The sequence below is a fragment of the Planctopirus limnophila DSM 3776 genome (assembly GCF_000092105.1).
In the GTDB taxonomy this organism is placed as follows: domain Bacteria; phylum Planctomycetota; class Planctomycetia; order Planctomycetales; family Planctomycetaceae; genus Planctopirus; species Planctopirus limnophila.
Genome location: NC_014148.1, coordinates 2,861,986 through 2,886,240 on the forward strand (window position 1 = coordinate 2,861,986; position 24,255 = coordinate 2,886,240).

Annotated in this window: 16 protein-coding genes and 1 tRNA gene; 9 read left to right on the top strand and 8 right to left on the bottom strand. The window is 51.9% G+C overall.

What is annotated here, in order from left to right:
- The first annotated feature begins 128 nt into the window (after positions 1-128).
- Positions 129-578, top strand: coding sequence for a hypothetical protein (locus PLIM_RS11440; RefSeq protein ID WP_013110479.1), 450 nt, complete (start codon positions 129-131; stop codon positions 576-578).
- 96 nt (positions 579-674) lie between these two features.
- Here the strand turns inward: PLIM_RS11440 and PLIM_RS11445 are convergent, their stop codons facing one another.
- Together PLIM_RS11445 and metK are read right to left on the bottom strand one after the other, a co-directional pair.
- Positions 675-1,568, bottom strand: coding sequence for a hypothetical protein (locus PLIM_RS11445; protein ID WP_041401625.1), 894 nt, complete (start codon positions 1,566-1,568; stop codon positions 675-677).
- A gap of 77 nt (positions 1,569-1,645) precedes the next feature.
- Positions 1,646-2,824, bottom strand: a complete 1,179-nt coding sequence (gene metK, locus PLIM_RS11450) for a methionine adenosyltransferase (RefSeq protein ID WP_013110481.1) — start codon at positions 2,822-2,824, stop codon at positions 1,646-1,648.
- Between the two features lie 644 nt (positions 2,825-3,468).
- Here metK and PLIM_RS11455 point away from each other — a divergent pair.
- A complete protein-coding gene (locus tag PLIM_RS11455; RefSeq protein WP_013110482.1) occupies positions 3,469-4,293 on the top strand; it encodes a hypothetical protein in 825 nt (274 codons plus the stop codon).
- 48 nt (positions 4,294-4,341) lie between these two features.
- On the opposite strand, the gene PLIM_RS11460 is transcribed toward PLIM_RS11455, so the two are convergent.
- A complete protein-coding gene (locus PLIM_RS11460; protein WP_013110483.1) occupies positions 4,342-6,204 on the bottom strand; it encodes an ABC transporter ATP-binding protein in 1,863 nt (620 codons plus the stop codon).
- 289 nt (positions 6,205-6,493) lie between these two features.
- Between PLIM_RS11460 and PLIM_RS11465 the strand changes: the two genes are divergently transcribed.
- A tRNA-His gene (locus PLIM_RS11465) sits at positions 6,494-6,567 on the top strand.
- Positions 6,568-6,673: 106 nt separating this feature from the next.
- Entirely contained in the window at positions 6,674-7,615 is a 942-nt protein-coding gene (truB, locus tag PLIM_RS11470) for a tRNA pseudouridine(55) synthase TruB (protein ID WP_013110484.1), read from the top strand.
- A 106-nt stretch (positions 7,616-7,721) separates the two neighbouring features.
- Here the strand turns inward: truB and PLIM_RS11475 are convergent, their stop codons facing one another.
- Positions 7,722-8,681 (bottom strand): LysM peptidoglycan-binding domain-containing protein, encoded by a 960-nt coding sequence (locus PLIM_RS11475; RefSeq protein ID WP_013110485.1) that lies wholly within the window; start codon positions 8,679-8,681, stop codon positions 7,722-7,724.
- Between the two features lie 234 nt (positions 8,682-8,915).
- Complete coding sequence (gene glgB, locus PLIM_RS11480; protein WP_013110486.1) at positions 8,916-10,805, bottom strand: 1,4-alpha-glucan branching protein GlgB; 1,890 nt, start codon at positions 10,803-10,805, stop codon at positions 8,916-8,918.
- Between the two features lie 665 nt (positions 10,806-11,470).
- Between glgB and PLIM_RS11485 the strand changes: the two genes are divergently transcribed.
- Entirely contained in the window at positions 11,471-12,598 is a 1,128-nt protein-coding gene (locus tag PLIM_RS11485; RefSeq protein ID WP_196349440.1) for a hypothetical protein, read from the top strand.
- On the opposite strand, the gene PLIM_RS11490 is transcribed toward PLIM_RS11485, so the two are convergent.
- Positions 12,595-15,378 carry an ExeA family protein gene (locus PLIM_RS11490; protein ID WP_013110488.1) on the bottom strand — a complete coding sequence of 928 codons (2,784 nt, stop codon included), beginning with the start codon at positions 15,376-15,378 and terminating at the stop codon, positions 12,595-12,597. The two genes, PLIM_RS11485 and PLIM_RS11490, sit on opposite strands and share 4 nt — an antisense overlap.
- A gap of 568 nt (positions 15,379-15,946) precedes the next feature.
- Here PLIM_RS11490 and PLIM_RS11495 point away from each other — a divergent pair.
- The 4 genes from PLIM_RS11495 (at position 15,947) to PLIM_RS11510 (ending at position 21,493) form a co-directional block, all read left to right on the top strand.
- Positions 15,947-17,017 carry a PhoH family protein gene (locus PLIM_RS11495; RefSeq protein WP_013110489.1) on the top strand — a complete coding sequence of 357 codons (1,071 nt, stop codon included), beginning with the start codon at positions 15,947-15,949 and terminating at the stop codon, positions 17,015-17,017.
- A 136-nt stretch (positions 17,018-17,153) separates the two neighbouring features.
- A complete protein-coding gene (locus PLIM_RS11500) occupies positions 17,154-19,460 on the top strand; it encodes an HD family phosphohydrolase (RefSeq protein WP_013110490.1) in 2,307 nt (768 codons plus the stop codon).
- A gap of 74 nt (positions 19,461-19,534) precedes the next feature.
- Complete coding sequence (gene ybeY / locus PLIM_RS11505; protein ID WP_013110491.1) at positions 19,535-20,026, top strand: rRNA maturation RNase YbeY; 492 nt, start codon at positions 19,535-19,537, stop codon at positions 20,024-20,026.
- Positions 20,027-20,173: 147 nt separating this feature from the next.
- Positions 20,174-21,493 (top strand): hemolysin family protein, encoded by a 1,320-nt coding sequence (locus tag PLIM_RS11510; protein ID WP_013110492.1) that lies wholly within the window; start codon positions 20,174-20,176, stop codon positions 21,491-21,493.
- Positions 21,494-21,549: 56 nt separating this feature from the next.
- Here PLIM_RS11510 and PLIM_RS11515 read toward each other — a convergent pair whose 3' ends face one another.
- Together PLIM_RS11515 and PLIM_RS11520 are read right to left on the bottom strand one after the other, a co-directional pair.
- A complete protein-coding gene (locus tag PLIM_RS11515) occupies positions 21,550-23,124 on the bottom strand; it encodes a permease (protein ID WP_196349441.1) in 1,575 nt (524 codons plus the stop codon).
- Positions 23,125-23,204: 80 nt separating this feature from the next.
- Positions 23,205-24,236, bottom strand: a complete 1,032-nt coding sequence (locus PLIM_RS11520; protein WP_013110494.1) for an AAA family ATPase — start codon at positions 24,234-24,236, stop codon at positions 23,205-23,207.
- Between the last annotated feature and the right edge of the window lie 19 nt (positions 24,237-24,255).

Sequence of the window (24,255 nt, forward strand, 5' to 3'; positions counted from 1 at the left end):
GGAAAACTTAACTCCGTTGCATGCTACCGCTTACGCACTTTGAATTCTAGCCAACATATCGGGACCTGATGGACTTCCCGACGAATTTTCACGGGTCCACGAATTGCCATTTTCGCTGTAGGAAACTCATGTCCAGCCATCGCATTGCCCTGAAGGGCCCATGGGACTATCTGTGGACCAGTTTGACGAAAAACCAGCAATTTCAAGGCTCTGCAAAGATGCCTGTCGAATACACCCGCCTCCATGGAGACGAAGCTGGTGAAGTGCAGTATTCCCGAAGCTTCCATTACCCCCGGATTCAAACCCAGCCCAAGGCTCAACAAGACCTCATCAATGCTCCAGCAGCTAGCTTGGTATTTGTCGAGTTCTCTGGAATGCGCGGAACGGGGAGTGTTGAGTTCAATTCCGAGCTTGTCGGCACTTTCAACGAAACGAGTGAACAGCATTCATTCCTGCTCCCTCAACCACAGAACATTTTCTCGAAGCTGAGAGTGTTGATTTCCGTCAACGAAGAACTGCTGACTCAGAAACTTCCTGCCGGGCTCTTTAGCCCTGTTTATCTGCGAATCGAAGAATGACCTTTCTCTCCACTGCGAGATGACGAGAGATTCGATAGCAATCATCTCTATTGCCCACCTGATCCATCGCAGGCAATGACTCGACTCAGCAGAGTCTCATGCAGCCCGGCGTGGAGCAGCAGCCTGATAGGCAATCTCGAATAGCGAAGGAATTTCAACTGAACTTGATCGACGAGCTTTAATTCTCGCTCCAAATCGATAAACCACCAGTGGCTCCAGCTCAAGTTCGCCGGCAGTCGTGTCCTCCATCTCAATGCAAGGCACATGATCAAACGGCGGTGAAAACACCAAATGAAAGAGAGACTCCCTCGCTCCCTGCTCAAACTCAATCCGCAAGTGCCCTTCCTGAACTTCGCGATCATCGTACACAAAGCGGACAACATGACTCACAGAATCGTCGGGAGTCGTTGTCTCGTCATCATTTTTTGGCAGATCATCTTCTGCGGAATCTGGCCAGAGACTTCCGACCAGGCTTCTCTCGATCTCATACGGATGAGCATCTGCTGGCGGATGAGCCTCATAAGCGGCCTGAGCCAATTGTTTATCAAACGCTGGCAAAAGACCTTGAGTAACCACCTCTGAGGAAGCCGGTGCAGATTTATCCAGCTGGTCTTTAACCAGATTCATGTTTGCATAGTAAACAGAAGAAGCCAGCGACTGGCCGAGAAACGCAATCAGTATCAGCCCTGCCAACACGCCGGCAAAAAAAGGGGAGCCCGAACTGATAGCGAAGCTCAACCAGCAGGCCGCATTGAAACCACCAGCCGCGACCAGCATCCAACTTTGATATGCGACTTCTGAGTCAACACGCCGGGTGATGGTCAGCACCAGCCAGATCAGCAGGCAGATTCCGGCCAGAAGCGACGCGATCACCGGAAATCGATCAGCAGATATCGCAAAGACGCTGACACTGATTACGGTGCTTAATGCTGCAAGAAAGACCTGCATGACAGGCCTCGATCGATGCATCAATTGAAACAGGCCATCCATGGCAACTATTCCGGCATTCACTCTCAAGCAGAAAACCCCGGCTTTGCTCGCACAAGGCCGGGGTGGTGATCATTTCATTAAGCAATATGGCCGACTGGCGGTAAGGTCGATCCCAGCCCCGCCTGCTCTCGGAGTTTCAAGGCTTTATCTGTGGCTTCCCATGTGAAGCCCGGTTCATTACGACCAAAATGGCCACCAGCGGCTGTTCGCTGATAGATTGGTTGACGCAATTGCAACGACTCAATGATTCCCAGCGGAGTCATCTTGAAGTTTTCGCGAACCAGCTCGGCAATCTTGCCTTCAGCAATCAGGGCAGTACCGTTGGTGTTGATTCGCACGCTGACGGGATCGGCCACACCAATCGCGTAAGCCAGTTGCAACTCACATTCCTTAGCCAGACCAGCTGCTACAATATTCTTGGCAATGTAGCGAGCCATGTAAGCGGCAGAGCGATCCACCTTCGTGGGATCCTTGCCACTGAAGGCTCCACCACCATGACGACCCCAACCACCGTAAGTATCGACGATAATCTTGCGGCCTGTCAGTCCGGAATCACCATGTGGCCCACCGATTACGAATCGACCAGTCGGATTAATGTGATACTTGGTGGATGGCTTAAGCAGGGATGTCGGGACAGATTTCCCGATCACAGCCGAACGCACAAACTCAGAAATCTCATCTTGCGAAACATGTTCGGCATGTTGTGTCGAAACCACAATTGCCGAGATCCCGACCGCATTGTTCTTGGCATCGTATTCGACAGTGACCTGACTCTTGCTGTCTGGCCTTAACCAGTTGACTTCACCTCTCTGGCGAGCTTCGGTCAAGCGATTGATAATTCGGTGAGAGAGTGCAATCGGCAGAGGCATGAGTTCTGGTGTCTGATCACAGGCATACCCGAACATTAACCCTTGATCGCCGGCACCATCGCGGTCGACACCCATCGCAATATCTGCACTCTGGCTATGCAGCTTGACCAGCACTTCGCAGGTTGCGGCATTAAAGCCGATGTCGTCACTGGTGTAGCCAATCTGCCGAATGGCTTCGCGGGCGACCTTTTCGTAATCGACCTGAGCATTGGCAGTAATTTCACCAGCCAGACATACAAAATCTGTGGTGCATAACGTTTCACAGGCAACACGAGCTCGAGGATCCTGGGCTAACAATGCATCGAGGACAGCATCCGAAACCTGGTCAGATACCTTATCAGGATGCCCCATACTGACTGATTCGCTCGTAAACAGAAACGTCGACATGCCAAACTCCAAAATCCCACCGCATGGAAAGCCTTGCAGGCCACTTCGAAACGTTTGCGATTCTAGGCATTCGGTTGAATCGTCACAACCTAATCTCCGTTTTCAACCAGATCTCGACTGAAAAGCCATTTGAAATGTCACGCATTCCCGCAGACTTCCGCACAGTCTGAAATGTTAACCACCCCCTCTGAAACGAGATATGGCGACGATTTTTGATGTTGACATGTTTTGTGTCACTTTTTAGAAGCACTACTCCGCAAAATCTCTTCGCACCTCCGCTCGATCCTTTTTCCCCCACGATATCTGCTTTCTACAAGCACTGATTCGCCTCTCAACCAAATCCTTTCCCTTCAAAGCCTTTTTCCTCGGCAGTCTGACACTAACTGCTCAGTAACCATTTTCTCTGCCATTCATCTCACCTGCCACAATTCCCTACCCCGCTTCAATCCACTTCGATGTCTCTGCGAGATGGCCTGTCCGCTGGGCGATATCTCACACAATTGCTGACGATTACTGCCATCTTCTCGATTTGATCGTTTTGATCGCTGGCTCCCCTCCTCAAAATTACATCCCTCGATCTCAGGACAAAACTTACCGTGAACTGGCATTGCTCATACCGGCTCTGTGGGGTCTTTCTGCTGGGAATGACTTCCCTGCTGATCCCCGTTTTTGCCGGTTGTGTGCTGGTGCCAGGACTTACACAAGAGGCACATCAGCTTCTCAAAAAACAATCGATATCGAGTACGAATCCACTCCCTCCAATCAACGCGCCCGCGAACTCGATTCAACTGGAAATCCTATTTGTCGAACGCCCGGCCTCAGACCCGACTGTCAGTGAGCAACTCTGGCGGGAAATTGATGAAGTCGGTGCGGCAGCACCCGGCTTAAGGCAGTTGATGCAACAGAACGGGCTGCGGATTGGCACTGTCGGTGCCTCGCCTCCTCCGATGCTGCAAGCACTGCTGGGAATGTCGCGGCAGATCGAAGATGAGTATTCACTCAGTCAATGCGTTCGCAGAAAAGTGGTCGTTCAATCGGGTGCCACCACTGATATTGATGTCAAATCATGGCTGGATCCTATGGAAGTCAGCCTGAATGAAAACGGAAAAACGACCTCAAAAACCTTTGAGCAACTTCAGTGTGTCCTGAAGCTGCGCCCACATCGACTGCAGGATGGCTGGGTTCGCCTCGATTTCATCCCAGAACTCCACCACGGGCAGGAGCAGATGCGACACACACCGACAGATGCCGGTTGGGAACTTCGGGGCGGAAAACTGGTCGAAACCTGTTATGCACAGAAGTTTTCTGTCACCCTCAATACGGGTGAAATGGCCGTCGCCTCCTGCACTAATGCTGCAGAAACCAATTTGGGGGGCAACTTCTTTGGCCAGCCTAAACAACTGCAACCCAAGCAGAAGGTTCTTGTGGTACGTTTTGCCGGCATGCACAAGCCAGAGACGCTCCCTTAAAGAGGAGGATGCAGCAAAAGGCGAGCACGAAGTGCTGCAAATCGCTCATCATAAAGCAGTTTCTTTGTTGCCAGCCGCAATCCTTTGCCTGAGTTTTTCCTCAGAGACCTGAGGGATCGCGGAGATGAGACGCCGGGTGTACTCATCCCGCGGATCAGCGTAGATCAGTTCGGACGGGCCGTACTCCACAAGACGCCCTTGATTCATGACGGCAATCATATCCGACATGAACTTCACCACACTGAGATCGTGACTGATGAAGATATAAGTCAGCCCGCGTTTTTCCTGCAGATCTTTCAACAAATTGAGCACCTGCGCCTGAACCGAGACATCCAGTGCCGACACCGACTCATCGCAAATTATAAATTCCGGCTCCACAGCCAGTGCCCGGGCAATACAAATCCGTTGCCTTTGACCACCGGAGAATTCGTGCGGATACCTGGGCAGATGTTCTTCTTTGAGACCCACCTCGACAAGCAATTGTGCTGCCATGTCGCGGCGGTCATTTTTGTTGGCACCAAGCTGATGCACAGCCATCGCTTCCGTCAAATGCGCCTCGACAGTCATGCGAGGATTCAGCGATGCGTAAGGATCTTGAAAGACAATCTGCAGTTTGCGGCGATGATGTCTTAAATTTCGCTCCGATAACTGGCTCCACGGGATTCCGTTAAAGTCAAACTCTCCACCCGTGAATGAAATCAGCCGCATCAGGGCTCTTCCCGTCGTGGTTTTTCCGCAGCCTGATTCTCCAACAAGCCCCAATGTCTGGCCTCGATACACATTAAAGCTGATTCCATCCACAGCTTTAATATGCCCAGTGACTCGACGCAGGAAACCAGTGCGTACAGGGTAATAGACCTGTAGATCACGTACCGATAATAGAGGCTTGGTTCCTTCCGGAATGAATCGGGTCTCAGGAATCGCCGAGACATCGTAGCCTAACGAAATCACTTCGGATCTGGGAGAAAACAAGCGATCCCGGGCATTCTTCTCCGCCAGCACCAATCGTTCGCTGTTGGCATGCTTCTCCACGATTGTGTACTCACCAGTCGCCTGGTTTTCCACGACGTCCATAAAGTCCGCTACTGTGTTCAACCGCTTCTTTTGTGACTCAAGCGTCGGGCGGCAGGCAAGCAATCCTCGGGTGTAAGGATGCTGCGGATTCGTGAAGATCTTTTCAATGGGCCCCTGCTCGACCAGTTTCCCTCGATACATGACGGCAACATCATCCGCAATTTCTGCAATCACACCCAGGTCATGAGTAATGAATAACACAGACATTTGCCGTGTCTGCTGCAATTTTCGAATCAACCCCAGTATCTGTGCCTGGATCGTGACATCAAGCGCCGTCGTGGGTTCATCGGCAATCAGCAGCTGGGGATTACAAGCCAGCGCCATGGCAATCATCACACGCTGTTTCTGGCCACCAGACATCTCGTGAGGATAGCTGTGAATTCGCTCACCTGGATTGGGAATTCCCACTTCATGAAAAAGCTCGATCACTCGCTGCATGACATTCTTTTTGGTGGCCTGCTTGTGAAGTAACAATACTTCGGCGACCTGACTTCCGACCTTATACACCGGGTTCAGCGATGTCCCCGGCTCCTGAAAAATCATACTGATGTCATGGCCGCGCAGTTCCTGCATCTGCCGCGAGGGTAATCTCACCAGATCTTTGCCAAGAAATGTAATCGTGCCCTCGGCAATCCTGGCGCTGCTTTCTGGTAACAGCCGCATGATGGAGAGCGAAGTAACTGACTTGCCTGAACCAGATTCTCCCACGAGTCCGAGAATTCGCCCTTTTCCGATATTCAGTGTCAAACCATTCACTGCGGTAAAGTAGCCGTTCTCCGTACGGAACTGCGTCACAAGGTGATCGATTTTCAACACTGCCGATGTCGTCTCAATCAATTCCGGTTGCTCCTGCCGTTTTCGGTGGGATGACGCTTCTCGCGACAGCTCAATATGAAAGCACGTCCAGTGCCTTCTCGTCGTCAGCCTGCTAGACTGAATGAGTTCGATTGTATTGTGTCAAAGTGGACGGGCTATTCCCAATCCCGTTTCAAAGAACTTGATTCGGGAAATGCCAGATTTTCCAGTCAAAAGAAAATTGTCCTCAGAGACCACCCTGTGCTTTTGACTTGCTGGCTGCCTCAATCGAAGATAAATTATAGACAGAACGGTGCAACTGTTCTGCGTGGTGGTTTTAGCTCAGCTGGTTAGAGCGCCAGATTGTGGTTCTGGAGGTCGCCGGTTCGATCCCGGTAAGCCACCCCTCGAAGCCCTTGTCATGAACATTATGACAAGGGCTTTTGTCTGCCATAACCCTCGAACATGCCTTAACCCTTAAACATGTCTCTTCAGAACGATATTCGCCACCATGAAGTGGGGCTTTCTCAATATCCATAAACCACTGCGAATGACCTCACGCGATGTGGTCAGCAAAATCGAACGTGCTGTTCGCCCCCTGAAGGTCGGGCATGCTGGAACTCTCGATCCACTCGCAGAAGGTGTTCTGGTCATTGGAATCGGCCCGGCAACTCGTCTGACGGAACACGTTCAGGCGTTGCCCAAAGGATATTCTGCCACCTTCCATCTCGGGCAAACCACCGAAACAGACGATGCCGAGGGACAACTCTCGACCCAGGTCGATACGCAACATCTCACTCGCGAATTGATCGAACAGGAACTCACTCATTTTTGTGGCCAGATTCAGCAGATTCCCCCTCGCTTCAGTGCCGTCCATGTGGCGGGGAAAAGAGCTTATGACCTGGCCCGATCTGGGCAGGATTTTGAGCTGACGCCTAAAACGGTTGAGGTTCATCAACTCGCGTTGACAAAGTACGCCAACCCGGACATCGAATTGCAGATCGAATGTGGCAGTGGCACTTACATTCGATCCCTGGCAAGAGATCTCGGGGAGAAACTTCAGTGCGGAGCCTATATGTCCGCACTGACACGCACACATATTGGACCATTTCACCTCGATAGCGCACTGCGGCTCGACAGCCTGCCGAATGGCTTCAGCCTGGCTGATCTCCAGCCGCTGTTGCTCCACCCCATGCTGGCATTTACTGAATCTCAGCGCTGGGTGGCCACGCGCCAGGCCGTCGTAGATCTGCAGCATGGCAAAAACATCTCAGGTGATGCTTTGCAGGCCCTGCACTCAACGGCAGAGAGTCAACCAGAGATTCCTGCCCATGTCTGCATCCTGAATGAAGACCGGGAAGTGATTGCGGTCGCCGAGTTTTGCCCGCAGACGAAACTTCTTCGTCCGCGCATCGGCATCCCCAAACATTTCCTGGAGGCACACTCCTGCTGATGGATCGCATCAACAAAGTGATGTCTTCGTTGGGATCAGTCAAATTCTTCGCGTTGCGGCATTGAAGAATGTGAGGGAATCGAATGCCAAAAGCCCAAGGATATCCTTATCTCAACACGCTGGATTCGGGTGGTTGCTGACTCAGGCGACGGGGTGCCGCTTCCGGTAACTCCGTCGTTGGCCCCCAGGTGGCGGCGTTGGCAGGACGCGGCTTGAAGGGCACAAACAATCGTTTCTCTCCATTGGCAGGCGCTGGGGATGCAGGATCGTCCCTCGTCTGCCGAGGAGTTTCCGCGATGTTTCTCGAGTTCCTGGTGACAGGGATTTTGAGTGTCATTCCGGTACGCACGCCATGAGCATCCCGCAACTGGTCTCGATTGGCATCAAAGATTTCCAGATAACGACTTTCGCGTCCCAGGTATTTTTGTGAGAGCGACGATAATGTTTCACCCTTTTTGACGACATGAGTCACCATCGTGACGGCCTCAGAATCTGAGCTGCCAGCATCTCCCGGACGATAACCACTTGATCGTTGATAACGATCCATTCCCGTTGGATTGGCAGGCGACATATCGCCAGTGGCCTCAGTCAGTCCACGTTGGTCCTGGCGTTCGCTTCGAAAGCCTTGAGTTCCATTAGCTGATGGTGAACTACCGGTCTGTTTTGGCGCAACGGACTCCACTTCCAGCACATCATCAGGCCAGGGAATAGCCGGCAAATCCTGAGTCGTTTCGTCAGACGGACGGTTCATTGCCTGCTTAGGATTGTCGGTCGGCGCTACCGGTGCCTCGATCTTGCCAGACGCAGATCCTTCCCACGGATCATTTAACGGTGGAATGATGAGTGTATCATTGACGGGACGGGCGACCGTCCGGTCTGAAGCGCGGCTGGAATCTCCCAGGTAAGGCCTGAAGTTCTTCTCGGCAATCACAGCATCCAGTTCAACAACGTCGGAGATCACGGGAACTCCATCCATTGTTGAGCGTTCGTTTCGAAAGAAAAATGCCGCCACTGCTCCGATCAGCAGGACACCCAGGGCGAGACCGATTTTCTGGTCACGATGCACGATCGTCTCCGATATTCTTGAGGGAATATCAGAAACTTGCCCTCAAAACTGAGGCGAGCAGGTTCCGAGTGCCTTGGATTCGGCAAGAAGTGCAAGTCCGGCGAAACATGAATCGATTTTACGGACGAATCCGAAAGATCTGTTCAGAGAAACTCTTCCGTCCTGGTAAAGCTTGAGCAGCCATGTCGCCGCTCTTCCCTGTCAGGGCACGTGATCAGCGCATTTGGCAGCGATTCAATCTGCCGCCACTTTTCCTGCCGTGGCTTCGAGTACAGCCGCTGGCCGAGTGATGGGTTTCAGCACAATCATGCCTAATGGTGGCAATGTCACCTGAATAAACTGGCCATGCCCATGAAGTTGTCCGATTTCGCTGTAGACACCACCCGAGTTCCCTACATTCGAACCCCCGTAGTTACTGGAGTCTGTGTTGAGGACTTCCTTGTAGAAGCCAGCTAACGGGACACCCACTTTGTAGTTGTGCCGGGGAATGGGTGTGAGATTCATCATGACAACCAGCAGATTCTCGGGATGACTGCCGTAGCGCACCCAGGAATAAACGCTGTTCTGATAATCATCAGCGCTGATCCATGAGAAGCCCTCTGCATCGCAATCGCCATAATGTAATGCCGATTCGGATCGATAGAGCTGATTCAAATCCGCAATAAGTTTCTGGATGCCGTGATGAAACTGGAATTTGGTCAGTTCCCAATCGAGTTGAGCATCATGATTCCATTCGGTCCACTGGGCGATTTCACCACCCATGAAGAGCAGTTTCTTGCCTGGTGTGGTGAACTGATAGCCATAAAGAACTCTCAGATTGGCAAACTGCTGCCAATGATCTCCGGGCATCTGACTGATTAACGAGCGTTTGCCGTGCACCACTTCATCATGTGAGAGTGGCAGCATGAAGTTCTCAGTAAAGGCATACACCATCCGGAATGAGAGTTCGTTCTGATGATGCCGGCGATAAATGGGATCTCTGCGGAAATACCGCAAAGTATCGTTCATCCAGCCCATATCCCATTTGAAGCCGAAACCTAACCCCCCTGTATAAACAGGGCGGGAAACACCACCCCACGACGTCGACTCTTCAGCCACCATCAGGACGCCAGGAAAATCCTGGTGGATAACAACGTTCAAATCTTTCAAAAACTGAATGGCTTCCAGATTCTCACGCCCGCCGAACATGTTCGGCATCCACTCTCCGGCTTTTCGCGAGTAATCGAGATACAGCATAGAGGCCACGGCATCGACCCGCAGGCCATCCACATGGTAGACGTCCATCCAGAATCGGGCACTGGAGAGCAGAAAATCAGCCACTTCCGTGCGACCATAATTGAAAATCAGAGTGCCCCAGTCGGGATGAAATCCTTTGCGGGGGTCAGCATGTTCATAAAGGGCGGTCCCGTCAAAATTTCCGAGCGAGTGTGCATCGGTCGGAAAATGAGCGGGGACCCAGTCCATGAGTACACCAATGCCGTGCTCATGACAGTAATCGACGAAGAACATGAAGTCGTGAGGCGTTCCAAATCGACTGGTCGGCGCAAAATAACCCGTGGTCTGATAGCCCCATGAGCCATCAAAAGGATGCTCCGTCACTGGCAGCAACTGCAGATGGGTAAAACCCAATGGCTTGACGTATTCGACGAGTTGCACGGCCAGTTCACGATAATTGAAATACCGTCGCCCATCCGTTGGCCTCCGCCACGATCCCAGATGGATCTCGTAAACCGAGATGGGCTGCTCATAAATATTCTTCATTTCCCGCTGACGAATCCACTTTTCGTCATTCCAACGAAAGCCCGAAAGATCGGAAACGACAGATGCAGTCCGTGGTGGTAACTCGGCTGCAAAGGCATAGGGATCAGACTTTTCGAGTCTCAAGCCGGAGGCCGTCTTCAGGCTGTATTTGTAAATATCTCCGGGCTTGATCCCGGGAATAAAGCCCCGCCACACGCCATCATCACTGGATTGCAACCAGTTCTGCCCATGACTCCAGAAATTCAGATCAGCGATCACGCTGACTTCGCGGGCATTCGGTGCCCAAACAGCAAAATGAGTCCCTAAAACCCCATCACGAATTTCCGGATGAGCGCCCAAATGCTTGTAATTCTGTGCGTACATGAGGTTCCGTCAGTTATAAGTCGGCCACGTTAGAGGCGGCTTGTTCACTCTCCATCAGGCAGCACGGTATTCAACGATCAACTCGTTTCGCCACCATGATTCAAGTTCACAGGCCATGAAATCATCTCATCAAAAAACCGCATACTTCGATGACGCAAGGTCTTATGTCAAGAATGCTGGGACTTTGAGGCACCTGTCTAGTTTGCATGAGCATCTAGCCTAGGGGAATCAGCAGTTTGGGAAAAGGAAGTTTTAGGGGGGAATCGGTCAGTTTCGCCTTAACTTTTTTTGCCCAGTCTACCTGACCATTCCATGACCTGAACGATTCTTTCGATTCTTTCAGTCAGGAGAGCCTTCCTGTGGTGGAAAAGTTACCCGGTGCTTTCCTCAGGATTTTTGTCATTTTTCCTAAAGCGAGCAGAAACAGGCCGCCTGTTGAAAATACCCGGTCATATTTGATCTGACATTGCACAGTGAAAACGATGTGCTGGGAAATCGATGATTCGGAAACATTCCACCTGAATATTGATGAATCCTCTCTTCGGACACTTACTCCCAGCGAATGACTATTGCCCTCGACGTGAGGATCCGCTCTTCAATTTTGCCTGCTCATTTGAGATCTGGTGTTTATGGCTACGGCCCCAGCACATCAACGAACGCGACATATGGTGCTGATTTTCGGCCCATTCGCGATCATCGGGTGCTGCTTCTGGCTGACCAGACCTCCGGCCCTCTCGCATGAGACATCTGCCTGGCAAAACCATCCGTCAACACTGGCAGCTTCGCCAGCCTCATCCGGATGGTGGCAGCCAGTCTCCAGTTTGTTCAACAGGGATCACAACGCCGAAAAACTCGATAAGGAGTCCCCGCCCCAGGAAGAAATCACCAAAGACGTACAGGAAGCTGCCAATCAACTGCGCATTGAATTAGGTACCGACTTTCAAATCCTCGCTCGAGCCCCTTTTGTCCTGGCGAGCGATAGTTCCATGGAAGATCTGCAGTGGATCTATGCGAATGTCCTGCTTCCGAGCCACCATGCCCTTTCCGTCAGCTATTTTGACGCACCAGTCAACAAACCCATCAAAATCATTCTGGTGAAATCGGCGGCACGCTGGAATTCACTCCGTCCTCGCTGGCCAGGATTCAGACCTGTCGAATACGCAGGTTTTTATTCGCGAGATGATCACTGTATCGCCATCAATCTGGAAACCGGGATCGGTTCATTAGCTCATGAACTGACGCATGCACTGATTCATAGTGATTTTGAAAACTGTCCTGAGTGGTTTGATGAAGGCCTCGCTTCATTGCACGAAGAATGTGAATTCAACGAGACAGGCACAGCACTCAAAGGTCTGCCTAACTGGAGATATCAACATTTCCGCGAAGCACTCCATCGGTCAAAGGCTCCTGCGCTGAAAACATTGATCAGCCAGCCGTTTGCCGCGTCGAATTCTCCAGCCACCGAATATGCCCACTCGAGGCTGTTCTGCATTTACCTGCAGCAACAGGGAGTACTGGAATCGTTCTATAGGAGATTACGCCGGTCGACTGCCGCGAAAGATTCGGCCATCATTCTCTGTCAACTGACGAAAACCGTTGATCTCGACCAGCTGAATTCTCAATTTATCGATTGGGCCAGGACTCAAACGCAAGCATCTCAAACTGCTCTTCAAGAGCATCACGAAACTCTTTCAAAAACAGATGATGCTGTCTCTGATTCCACAAATAGCCCTCGGGTGCAGACAAAGCCATTTCTGGAACCAGCATCGAGTTTGAATCTGGAACTCGACTAGCGACGCTGCCCGGTTGCTCGGCGTCTCAAGATACTGAAGAGGTTTCTGTACCTTGTTGCCAAAGTCGGCTGAAGCTCAGGGGTATCAATCGCCTCCCCTGCTTCCTGCTCAGTATGGCCATCCATTTTCGAGAAAATTCTCTCGGCATCCTGCTGGGGATGAAATGCCTGCTGCTGAATTTCATTCATCCCGTTCATGATCTTGTCATCAGCATCAAGTACGGGATCATACTCATCGTGTGACAACGGATCTTCGCTCAGCAAAGATTCATCAGCCGGATTCAGCCAGTCCTCGGATTCGGTTTCTGCCCCACCCAGATCGGCTTCCCAAGGCTCCAGAGCCTCTTCCGGAATCTTTTCCTGTTGGGGTAACTGGCTGCTGCCCAAGTTTGAACCTTGAGAGAGAACATTCAGAGCCGCCCGTGTTCCCTCGGCAAGATCCATCGCCTCAGCAGCCAGTGCCCGCTCTCGAATCTCATCCAGGTCACCAGCCACATACTTTGCCAGTCGTGCAGCCTGTCGGTCGGCAGGCGACATTTCCGAACGATGCTCTGCCATCGAGCTGATCTCGGCATACTTCCGATCCAACTCCTGAGTTTGTTCCGCTACCAGTTCTGAATGGCGGCCTTCCGCGACATCGATCCAAGGCAGAATCTGATCAATGGCAGCGGCAATTCCTGTCTGCTCAGAATCGATCAAGCGATCAGGAGACGTTGTTTCGTCTGGCCCCGCCGACTCAGAGGCAGCGCTGGTCACCGCCTGTTCCGCTTCGGGAAGCGGCATCACGGGAATCATATCGTTGGTCATGGCAACTTCAATCGGTCGCTCATGATTCTCGATAGCCTCGAACAGTTTTGTAGGATCTGAAAAGGGGACAAAATCCTGAGGAATTTGTGACACACCCCAGGAAGGATGGACAAACAGACTGGATGGAACTTCGGTCTCTATGAATTCTGCTTCGAGACGATCGGCACCCTTCAGATCCGATGTCACATTCGATGATGAGGTCGATTTCAAATGGTCTTCCGCTGCGCACAAAGCAGGATGTTCATCATTCGAAAGACCAATGGCACCGATGTCTCCGTGATTCGAGCTAAGGCTGCTCGAACCAGGACCCGTCGAAGTCTGTGGCAACTCAGGAGTATCGACCTGATCCAACAGCTTCCACTGACTGGAAAATGGCGTGTGCGGCCCTTTGATCTGATCCTGATCCGTGGCCAGACGCCACTTGGCCAGCATCCTTTCAAGACGCTGTTCGAGAGCTTCCTGTTCCGAAACTGGAACGGCTGAGTCATGAGTCGCAGCATCGCTGTCTTCGTGGTGGCCTGCATATGCTGGTAAGGCATCACTCAAAGCGTGCTCGTCGGATCTCGCCTGAGGATCCTCGAAATGACTTTCTATCTCATGGCTGGCAACATCTTCCTGGCCAAAATCATCCATGGCGATGTCGTCAAACGTTTGCTGATGAATGGACGTTTCTTGTCGCTCGACAACCTGGGCTGAAAAGTGCTGCCCCTTGAGTTCAGGTTCAGAACTCATGGCGGACCAGTCATCAAACTTCCCTGGCAAGCCGGTTGTGGAAGACTGCGCCAGTCGAGAGGACTCCTCTGCGAACTCTTCTTCAATCGCCGAAAAATCATCCTGATCAGGCACTGCTGCCGGATGATTTTCTGTCTCCACTCCAGCACCAATCTCAATCGAAGAGAGTTCGAGTTGATCCCAGTCATCAACGGCCTGACTCTCGGAAATTTTCCCAGTTTCAACGAGTTGCAAAGGATTAATGGCAGAGCTGTCAGCAAGCAGATGGCTCGCAGATTCAGTGTCGTTTTCGATAACAGCCGGAGAATTCACGGCATCATTGAGAGCTTTGTCGATGATCGAGTCGGTAGCTTCCTGCAGACTGGCCTGCTCATCAGCCAGACCCGACAGAGAAAGCTCAGCACTGCGCACCATTTTCAGTTGCCATGGCAAAGCCAGATGCTTGAGGTCGTTCAGTGCGTTTTCGACGATTGAGACAGAAACTGGCTTTTCTCCCAGAGCAAAGGCCAGGAGCAGGGCATGATCGGCCAACAGGCACAGACATCGTGGCGATCCACCACTCACTTCGGCAATCAGGGCAAGGGCATCTGGCGTGAAACATTCTTCGAGCCGACCACCTGCCCATGTCAGACGATAATCCAGAAACTCATGCGATTCAGCACGATTCAACGTTTCCAATGCGGAATGCGTCGTGACTCGCTGTGCCAGAGATTGAAGTTCCGGAGTCGCTAAACGTTCTTCGAGCTCCAGTTGACCAGCCAGCAGTAACCTGACGACCGATTGCCCATGAAAATGGAGATCACTGAAGGCTCTCAATTCTTCAATGATCTTGTCTTCCAGCAGATGAGCCTCATCACAGATGAGAAAAAACTGATGCCCCTGCTCGACCATTTGATTCAGGAAACGTTCAAACTCCTGTCGTAACTCCTGCTCGCTCAAGCGACTGAAAGGGAGTTCCAACTCGCCCAGAATGGTTTGCAGCAGCGAGCGGCGCGTCGCAAAACGAGGATGCCTTAGAAAGACGACGGGATGATCATTTCCCAACTCACGGGCAAATCGCTCGCACAACAACGTTTTTCCAACACCTGCCGCACCACTGAGTATCGCCACCCCTGCTCTTTCGCGCAGCCCCAGCAGGATCGCATCGTGAGCCTGCTGCACAAGCTCAGTCGGAAACCAGCAATTCGGATCTGGTGTCCCGACAAAAGGTCGGCGAGCCAGATGGAAAAACGCTTCATACATGTTCAAACATCCCTGTCGTTTCGTAGACCGGCCATCCTGGCCTGGTTTCCGCCCACGACCGCACGCGGCGGCACCAACCCGCGTATCAGTAAAATCGAGTTATTCGGGTAAGGCACTTGATAGCAATTGCATCAAGAAAAGCGTCAGGATCATGGCTGGGGTGTTCATTTCTGGCTGAAGAGTCTCTGTGTGGAACATTCTTGACTCGAAATGCGGGTTCAAAGAAAAAATTTTGAACCCGGCGTGCCCGCATGTGTCCATTGACGGCAGAAGTTGCCACCAGACATCAATCCCTGGACACACAAGAGACTGGCGATGAATGAACTGCCAACAGGACAAAACGTTTAGTCATCGAGCACACTTGGCGGCATTTCTCATCAGGCTGGCCAATTGGTTTCAAGATGGCCATTCTCATTAGCTTGGCAATAATTAATCAGACTTATGACAAGAAAATGTCAATGCGGTCGTTATCGCTCCTTCAGAGCGTGTACCATGGAAGATCGCAGTTTGTCTTCGAAGCAGACCGAAAGCCGATCGACGATAAAGACGTTATTGAAGCGGAATCAGGATGACAGATCGCAAAATCGCATTTCAGAATCACGAGCATCTCAAACTGCTCTTTGGCCCGAATGATCGCAATCTGCGTAAACTGCGTGAGAAGCTTCGTATCGAAGTGGTCTTTCGCGGAGACGAAATCCGCTTATCCGGGCCCTCCGAGCAGGTGGATTTAGGCAGCGATATCATTGGTGAACTCCGGGGAACCATCGAAAGACGTGGCATGCTTTCAGACGAAGAGTTTGAACGAGTGCTCAATCGGCGCAATGCAGAAGCCATGCTGGGCGCGGAATCATCGATTGATGTCTTCCATAAAGCCAAAAAAGTCTTCCCCATGGGTCAGGGGCAGGCGGCTTATATTGAAGCGATCCGCCAACATGATCTGGTCTTCTGCTCGGGCCCGGCCGGCTCCGGCAAAACCTATCTGGCTGTCGCTATGGCAGTGAACGCTCTGAGAAACGAGCAGGTTCGTAAGATTGTGCTGGTTCGACCGGCTGTTGAAGCCGGCGAAAAGCTCGGTTTTCTCCCGGGTGATATGCTCGAAAAAGTCAATCCGTACCTGCGACCACTGCTGGATGCTTTGGGAGACATTCTTGATTTTGACACAGTGCAGCGATACCTCGATCGCGATGTGATCGAGATCGCACCTTTGGCGTTCATGAGAGGCCGGACCCTTAACAACACGTTTATCATTCTCGATGAAGCACAAAATACAACCACTGTGCAAATGAAGATGTTTTTGACCCGTATGGGCCAAAGATCAAAAATCGTGGTGACAGGTGATGCCACCCAGATCGATCTCCCGGACAACGTGACCAGCGGCCTTGCCGATGCTGTCCAGCGGCTGAGAAATGTCGAAGGAATCTCCGTCATCGAGCTTTCTGGAGGCGACATTGTCAGACACCCACTGGTAAGGCGTATCGTTGCGGCTTACGATACTGGAAAGTCGAATGACTTCCGTCCTCGAACACAATTTGAGGCCAAACGTACGCCCAACCCTATTGCCGGTTCTGCCTTAACTGAAGCCCAGACTGCAAACAACAGTCCTCCGGATCCAAAAGACAGCACCGCTGTGCAGGAGTGAAACCCCGATCAACTTCCGCTCGCTCTCTCAATGAGTTTCAGACCTGATATGGGCTGAAATCTCATCTTGATAGAAAACGAGCCGAAATCAGAGGCGGCACTTTTCCCAAAGGTGCCGCTTCCGGGGAATGACATCTATGCCACTGTTTTCGCCTCGCAAGACACGCATTGGTCGAGCTGCCAACCTGGGCAGTTCCAGTTCATTACTGAATCGTTTTTCGCAACAGATGGGCCAGGCAGACATCCTGCTTCGTCTGCTTCTGGTCATGATTTCGCTCGTGCTGATGGTGGTCTGTGTCGAGGGCTGGACGGCCCCCTTCCCTTACCGGCAGGGGCAGTACAGCCGGGATGGAATTGTCGCCCGCATTGATTTCGGTCGTCTCAATGACGAAAAAACCGAAATGGCCAGGCAAAGGAACGAAGCGGAAACTCCACCGGTCTACCTGGCCCATACCGCCGCCTGGCGCACTCTGATCGATGAATTAAGGGAATCACTCTTCGCGATTCTCAATGCCAAACAGCCGGCAGATGTGCCTGCCGATGTGCTCATATCTTTTGGTTTATCCATCGATATGAATGGCAATATGGGGGATAATTTCAAGGCTTGGGAGACTCTCAAATCAACACTCGGCTCCGAGGAAACAGGTGAGCAGCGAATTGAGCAGATGATTGGTGAGTTCACCAAGTTTATTGAGCCTTTGCGTCAGACAGGGATTCTGGATCCATCCGAATTGGCACTTCACGATCTCCGAGAAGATGCCGTCATTCATATCATTCCTGATGAAAATCCAGCCGATGAGCAGGATATTGCCATCACTCAGGTTCTGTTGAAAGAAGTGCTCAAAAGCACCGGCAAACTGGGACGCAGCTGGAAATCTTTTGATCTGCTGCAACCTCTGCAACCCTTATTGGAACGCTGGCTGGTCAATCGAGCTCCCAGCACTCTGGAGTTTGATGAAGCACGCTCGCGACAGGCCCTCAATGAAGCCCGGCTGCAGACCGAAATCATTGTCGATAAATATAAACGGGGAACACTGCTGGTTGCCCCGGGAACAAACATCAGTCCCGAAACATTGAATATTCTGAAGGCTCAGTTCGATGAGATCGCGGCTGGGATCGCCTGGTACGAAGGCCTGTTAAGGGCTGTCGTCGTCTTTCTGCTGCTCTCTGTTCTCGCTGCCGTTAATGGTTATTACATTGTTCGTTCCGAACCAAGACTGGTCAAAAGCACTGCCCGCTTGACCGTTTACTTGAGCAGCTTGCTCCTGGCAATCGCCCTTGCCCGCTGGATGTCTTTCGATCCGTGGCGAGCGGAACTGATTCCCCTGCTCTGCGTTGTCATGGTGCTGACAATTGCTTATCAGCAGGTCATCGCGGCTCTAACAGGGCTCAGCCTGGCCTTGATCCTGGTGCTTTCGAATGGTTTCGATACAGGAGAGTTTGTCGCGATTCTTGGTGCCATCTGCGTGGCCATTGTCAGTATTGGTCAGGTCTCTTCCCGATCCAAACTCATCAAAGTTGGGATTGCCACTGCCGGAACTTACTTTTTGCTGACGATGACGATGGGTGTCATTGTCAGTCAGCGACCCGACAGGTTGTGGGTCGACCACGAACTCTTCTGGCACGCATTGCGAGGTGCGGGATGGTGCATTGCCGCAGGTTATCTTGTGGCTGGCAGCCTGCCATTTATTGAATCGACCTTCGGCGTGGTGACAGACATCAGTCTGCTGGAATTGAGCGATGTCTCGCACCCTTTACTTCAGGAGCTCGTTCGCCGGGCACCGGGCACATACAACCACTCAATTGGTGTGGCGACACTCGCCGAAACAGCCGCCGATGCAATTGGCGCCAATGGTCTATTATGTCGGGTGGGAGCTTACTTTCATGATATCGGGAAGATGCTCAAGCCCCAGTATTTTGTGGAAAACATGACAGCGGGTGAGTTGAATCGGCATGAAAATCTCGCCCCCGCCATGAGTACTTTGATTATCATCGGTCACGTCAAAGATGGAGCCGACCTGGGACGCCAGCACCATTTGCCAGACTCGCTGATTGATTTTATTGAACAGCATCATGGTACGACACTTGTGGAGTATTTCTTTCACAAGGCTTCCCGATATGCAGGGCAACAGTCTGCCGAGGTGAGAACCGAGGTTGAAGAATCATCCTTCCGATATCCTGGGCCAAAGCCTCAATCGAAAGAAACTGGAATTATGATGCTGGCGGACGCTGTCGAAGGCGCCAGCCGAACTCTCAGCGAACCGACTCCCAAACGCATTGAAACGCTGGTGCACGAAATCCTGCTCAAGCGGCTGCTCGACGGCCAGTTCGATGAAAGCGGCCTGACGTTGACCGAGCTGGCGATTGTGGAAGACTCTCTGGTGAAATCGCTCATTTCGATTTACCACGGCCGCATCAAATACCCTGACCAGAAAACGGCCTAGCCCATCAACTTCTCTTCCATGAGCCAGATGAACATGACCCAGATAAATTTTCTTTTGGACAAGACTTTGCGCAAATGATTGATATTGAAATCACAGATCATCAATCAATCGCCTCGATCGACCCGAAACCTATCCAGACATTACTAAAACATGTTTTCGAAACCGAAGGTTTTCCAGAGGCAGAAATCAGTATTGCCCTTGTCGATAACCAGCAGATCCACAAGGTCAATCGCGACTTTCTGAATCATGACTACCCCACGGATGTCATCAGCTTCGTACTGAATGGAAGTGAGGATTCAGTCTCGCATAATCACGATCATGCGGATCCGGATTTCCCTGAACCACTGATTGGCGAAGTCATCGTCAGTGTGGAAACCGCAGCGGGTATGGCTGCCGAGAACAATTGGTGCATCGCTTCGGAAGTCTTGTTATACTGCCTGCACGGATCATTACATCTTTGTGGATATGACGATCTCGTCGCATCTGAGCGAAACAGGATGCGTGAACGCGAGCGGTTTTATCTGTTGCCATTAGGTCTCGATCCTCAGGTTGATCCATCAGACTGACCCCACGACTTCATTGACTGGTACGACGGTTTTGTTGAATCAGTGCCTATCTCAGCAACTCCAGAACTGATTGAAAATGTTGGGAGAGATTTTGCTCCCAGGGAATGATCGAACTTTGAATTATCCAAGGAGCCTGGTCTCGCTGCCATGATGATTGTTCTGATTGCAATCGGCGGGTTTCTGCTGGTGGCGTGCTGGAGCGCCTTGGGTTGCTACGCACTGAGAGATTTTTCTTACAGCCGTCTCGAAGAAATTTGCAACCAGAGGGGACGTTCCCAGAGATTCAGCGAAATTCTCAGGCAACAGGAATCGGCCCTGCTGGGGCTTGAGTTGCTCTTATCATTATCAACTTTATGCGTGGCGGCTTCCGTTGGCCTTGGAATCGGTTGGCCTCGTGCCCAGGAAGCAGCATTAACCCAGAGTTTTCCCTGGGATTTTGTGGCCGAGTACGTCTTCCTGGTTCTGGCGGTACTGCTCGTTGCGGACATTCTTCCCTGGTGTATCGCACGGGTTGCCAGTGAGCCATTTCTGGACCGCTGGTGGCCAGTGATCAACAGCGTTCAATATCTACTGTGGCCATTACTTTCTTTGGCCAAATGGCTCGATCGCATGGCCCATCGTCTCGTAGGACGCGGTGAACCCGAAGAAGATGATGCCTCGGTCTTAAGTGATGAAATACGTACTGTGGTCGATGAGGGGCAGCGTGAGGGTTACCTCGAACAGGGGGCCCGCGTGATGATCCACCGGGTGATGGAGCTGCAGGACGAAGATGTGGGCGGAATCATGACCCCGCGCACCGATATGTTCTCGATCCCTCTGGGGGCCTCTCTGGAAGAAGCTCGCCAGAAACTGATTTCATCGGGTCATTCCCGCGTTCCCGTCGTGGCCGACAGCCCGGATGAGATTGTGGGCTTGCTCTATTCAAAAGATCTACTCAAAGCTCTCGACCCTGCCTGCGCACGGGATTCACTCCCGAAACTGAGCGAAATTCTCCGCGAACCCAAATACATCCCCGAAACAACTGGCATCGCTGCCCTTCTCGAAATGATGCAGCGGGAGCATTTTCAATTGGCAATTGTTCTCGATGAGTACGGCGGTGTCGCTGGTCTCGTGACAATGGAAGACATCCTTGAGGAGATCGTCGGTGAGATTGCCGACGAGTATGACACTCTCGAAGGTGAGTCGCCTGTTAAGAAGATTGCTCCAAACATCGTCGAAATCGATGCTCGGATGCATATCGACGATTTGAACGAACAGTTTCTCTATGGGCTTCCCGAAGATGGCGAATTCGACACCATTGGAGGCTTTGTCTTTTCTCAACTGGGCCGTATGCCGTCGACGGGTGAGATCTTCGACTGGAATAATCTCAAGATGACGATTATTGAAGCAGATAAACGAAAAATCCTTCGATTGAGAATCGAGCAACCCAGCGAAGTCACCACAGAATCTTCGACTTCTGATTCCTGATCGAGGTGCCATTTTACCAGCTCCTCACAGACCTCGTCAGGACTTGCAAAGGATGACTAGAGAGCAGTCTTCGTATCCTGATTCAGAAAGATTCGGCGGCACTCGCTGTTCATGCTGAAGAGATCTCTGGAAAGCTCTTTCGCTTCCTCTGCCGCATTCTTCCGAATGGCCTCCTGGACTTCTTTCAACCTGAGGCCGAGTTTGCGGACAGCCTCTTCCCTCGCCTCTGTCGTGAACCTTCCCCTGAGCATTTCACTGGTTTTCAGTTTGCTCAATTGCTGATTCCAGGCGGATAATCGAGTCTCGGCAATCCCCCATTGCCCCTGATTGATCGCTGTCAAAGCTTCAGCACGAATTGCACCAATCTCATCGAACACCTCTTCAGCGGGTGGATAGTAAATATAGACCACCAGCAAGAGGCCAGCCGTCGAGGCAGCAAGACCTAAGCCTTTTAATATTCTGGGTGAAAGTGGGCGATTGAAGCTGTTGTTCCGAGTCTTTTCCGCCGCTTCTTCTTTGGCTTGCAAGACGGCTTGTGGCAAGAACAAGCCAATCTTCCGCCATCTCAAAACACCACCGACCACAACGCCAATCAGCACGATATCCAGGGCCCAGGCGTTGGCCTCGCTCGAAAAGGTCGTGGCACTGGCCCAGATCTGCTGGAAGGGCGGAATTGTTGAAAAAGTCCCAAATGGCTGAGAGAGATTATCCAGAGCATGTGTTTCATCGTCGTCTGTCGGAATCCGCGGCAAGGTCTCGTTGGCAGCAAATCCAATGGCCAGAGTTAAGGAGAAGATCATTCCGAGAACGACCAGCATTTTCTTCAAACCCAGGACGCGGCTGAAGATGATCAGATTGGAGGCTGTCAGCCCGACACCTGCTGTCTGGAGCATGAGCGCTGCTGCAAGTGACCAGTGCACCTTCTCCATCGCCGCCATCTGCATGATCCCCGTTGCGGGTGAGACGAATTGCGTCGTCACAGCGGCCATCATCAGCAAAGGTGCCCACAGATTTGTATGCACCATTTCGTGACCCAGACTGTCAGCCGGAATTACTGCCGCCGTCGCGCCTGAGATCACCATTCCCAGAATGACCCACGCGAGTGCCGGCCCAGCCAGCATGCGGAGAGTCATGATCATCAGGTTGAGCATGCGAACGAGGCCATAAACATGGACATGCCGCTCATCTTCCGGATTGGCAAGAGCGGAAGAATCTGGCTCGCTCTCAGGTGAAAATCTTTCAATCAGCAGCCCTGCACTGATCGAAATCAGTAAAGCGCAACCAACAACGGTCAAGAACATGGGAACAGTGAGCACCGTCAACCCATAACAGACAGTGATCGGATTCAGCAGTGGGGCCGAGACTCCAAAGGCGACAATGCGCCCCATGTTCACCCGGGCAGATCGCATTTCAAATAAGAGGGGGATCACACCGAGCGAGCAGACTGGCACCAGAGAACCGTAGATGGTCGCCTTGACCACCCCCTGCCAGCCTGAACCCGAAAATGCTGCGTGCAATCGAGATCGTCCCACGACGACATGCAGAAATGCAGCACAAAAACAGCCAGCCAGCAAAGTGGGGGCGGCATCGACAGCGGCTTGTAATGTACGAATCAGAAATGTCACCAGCACGATCATAAGTCACTCACGACGAAAAAGTATCAAGGCTTAAAACGACTCAACAGCTCCTGATCGCACTCGCAGATTCACAATCAAGGGACTGGTACCGATGAAATCAGTTCTGTGATCATTTTTTCAGTCGAGTCTTCATCGATCACCAGACGGACAGCCAGTACCGGATAAGCGACCTCTTGAAGATCGCTGGGCGTAACAAAATCCCGGCCCTGTAACCATGCCCAGGCTTGCCCCAGTCGTTGCCAGATGAGCAGCGCACGAGGACTCAGCCCCAAGGCAATACGAGGATGATGACGAGAGGCACGGGCGACCTGAACCAGATAATTCTGCACGTTCGGCTGCACATGAATCGCTGCCGTCAACTGCTGCAAATGGAGCAATTCGACAGGGGTCAGGCAGCTTTCATCAGCAGTGGTTCTGACGGACTTACCCTGCTCTGGACTCGACTTGACTGCCGCTGCCAGCATGCGAGCTTCATCATCCTCCTGGGGATAACCAATCGAAAGCTTCATGGCAAAGCGATCAAGCTGAGCCTCAGGCAAGGGGTAAGTCCCGTGCTGTTCATGCGGGTTTTGCGTCGCAATGACAAAAAAGGTTGCCGGTAACTGATAAGTCATTCCGTCAATCGTCACCTGCTTTTCGGCCATGGACTCCAGCAGCGCACTCTGGGTTCGTGGAGTGGCGCGATTGATTTCGTCGGCCAGGAGCACTTCGGTGAATACCGGGCCTTTCTGAAATTCGAATTCCTGGGTTTTCTGGTTGTAGATATTGAAACCCGTCAGATCACTGGGAAGCAGATCGGGAGTACACTGAACTCTGCGAAATCGGCTGCCGATCGATTGAGAGAGGGCAACGGCCAGCGTTGTTTTCCCTAACCCTGGCTTATCTTCCAGAAGCACATGCCCCTGTGCGAGCAATGAAGCCAGCACATACTCCACAACAGCCGGTTTTCCCAACAATGCGGAATTCAACCGGCCTCTTAATTGATCGATCTTCTGACGGAAGTTCGCCAGATCACTTTCCCCGGCGGGATTCATACGATGAGCAGGATCGTGTTCATTCGCAGAACGACTCCATCGCGATGAATTGTCGATGACGGCGTTATTCACAGAAGTTATCCATTCCTAG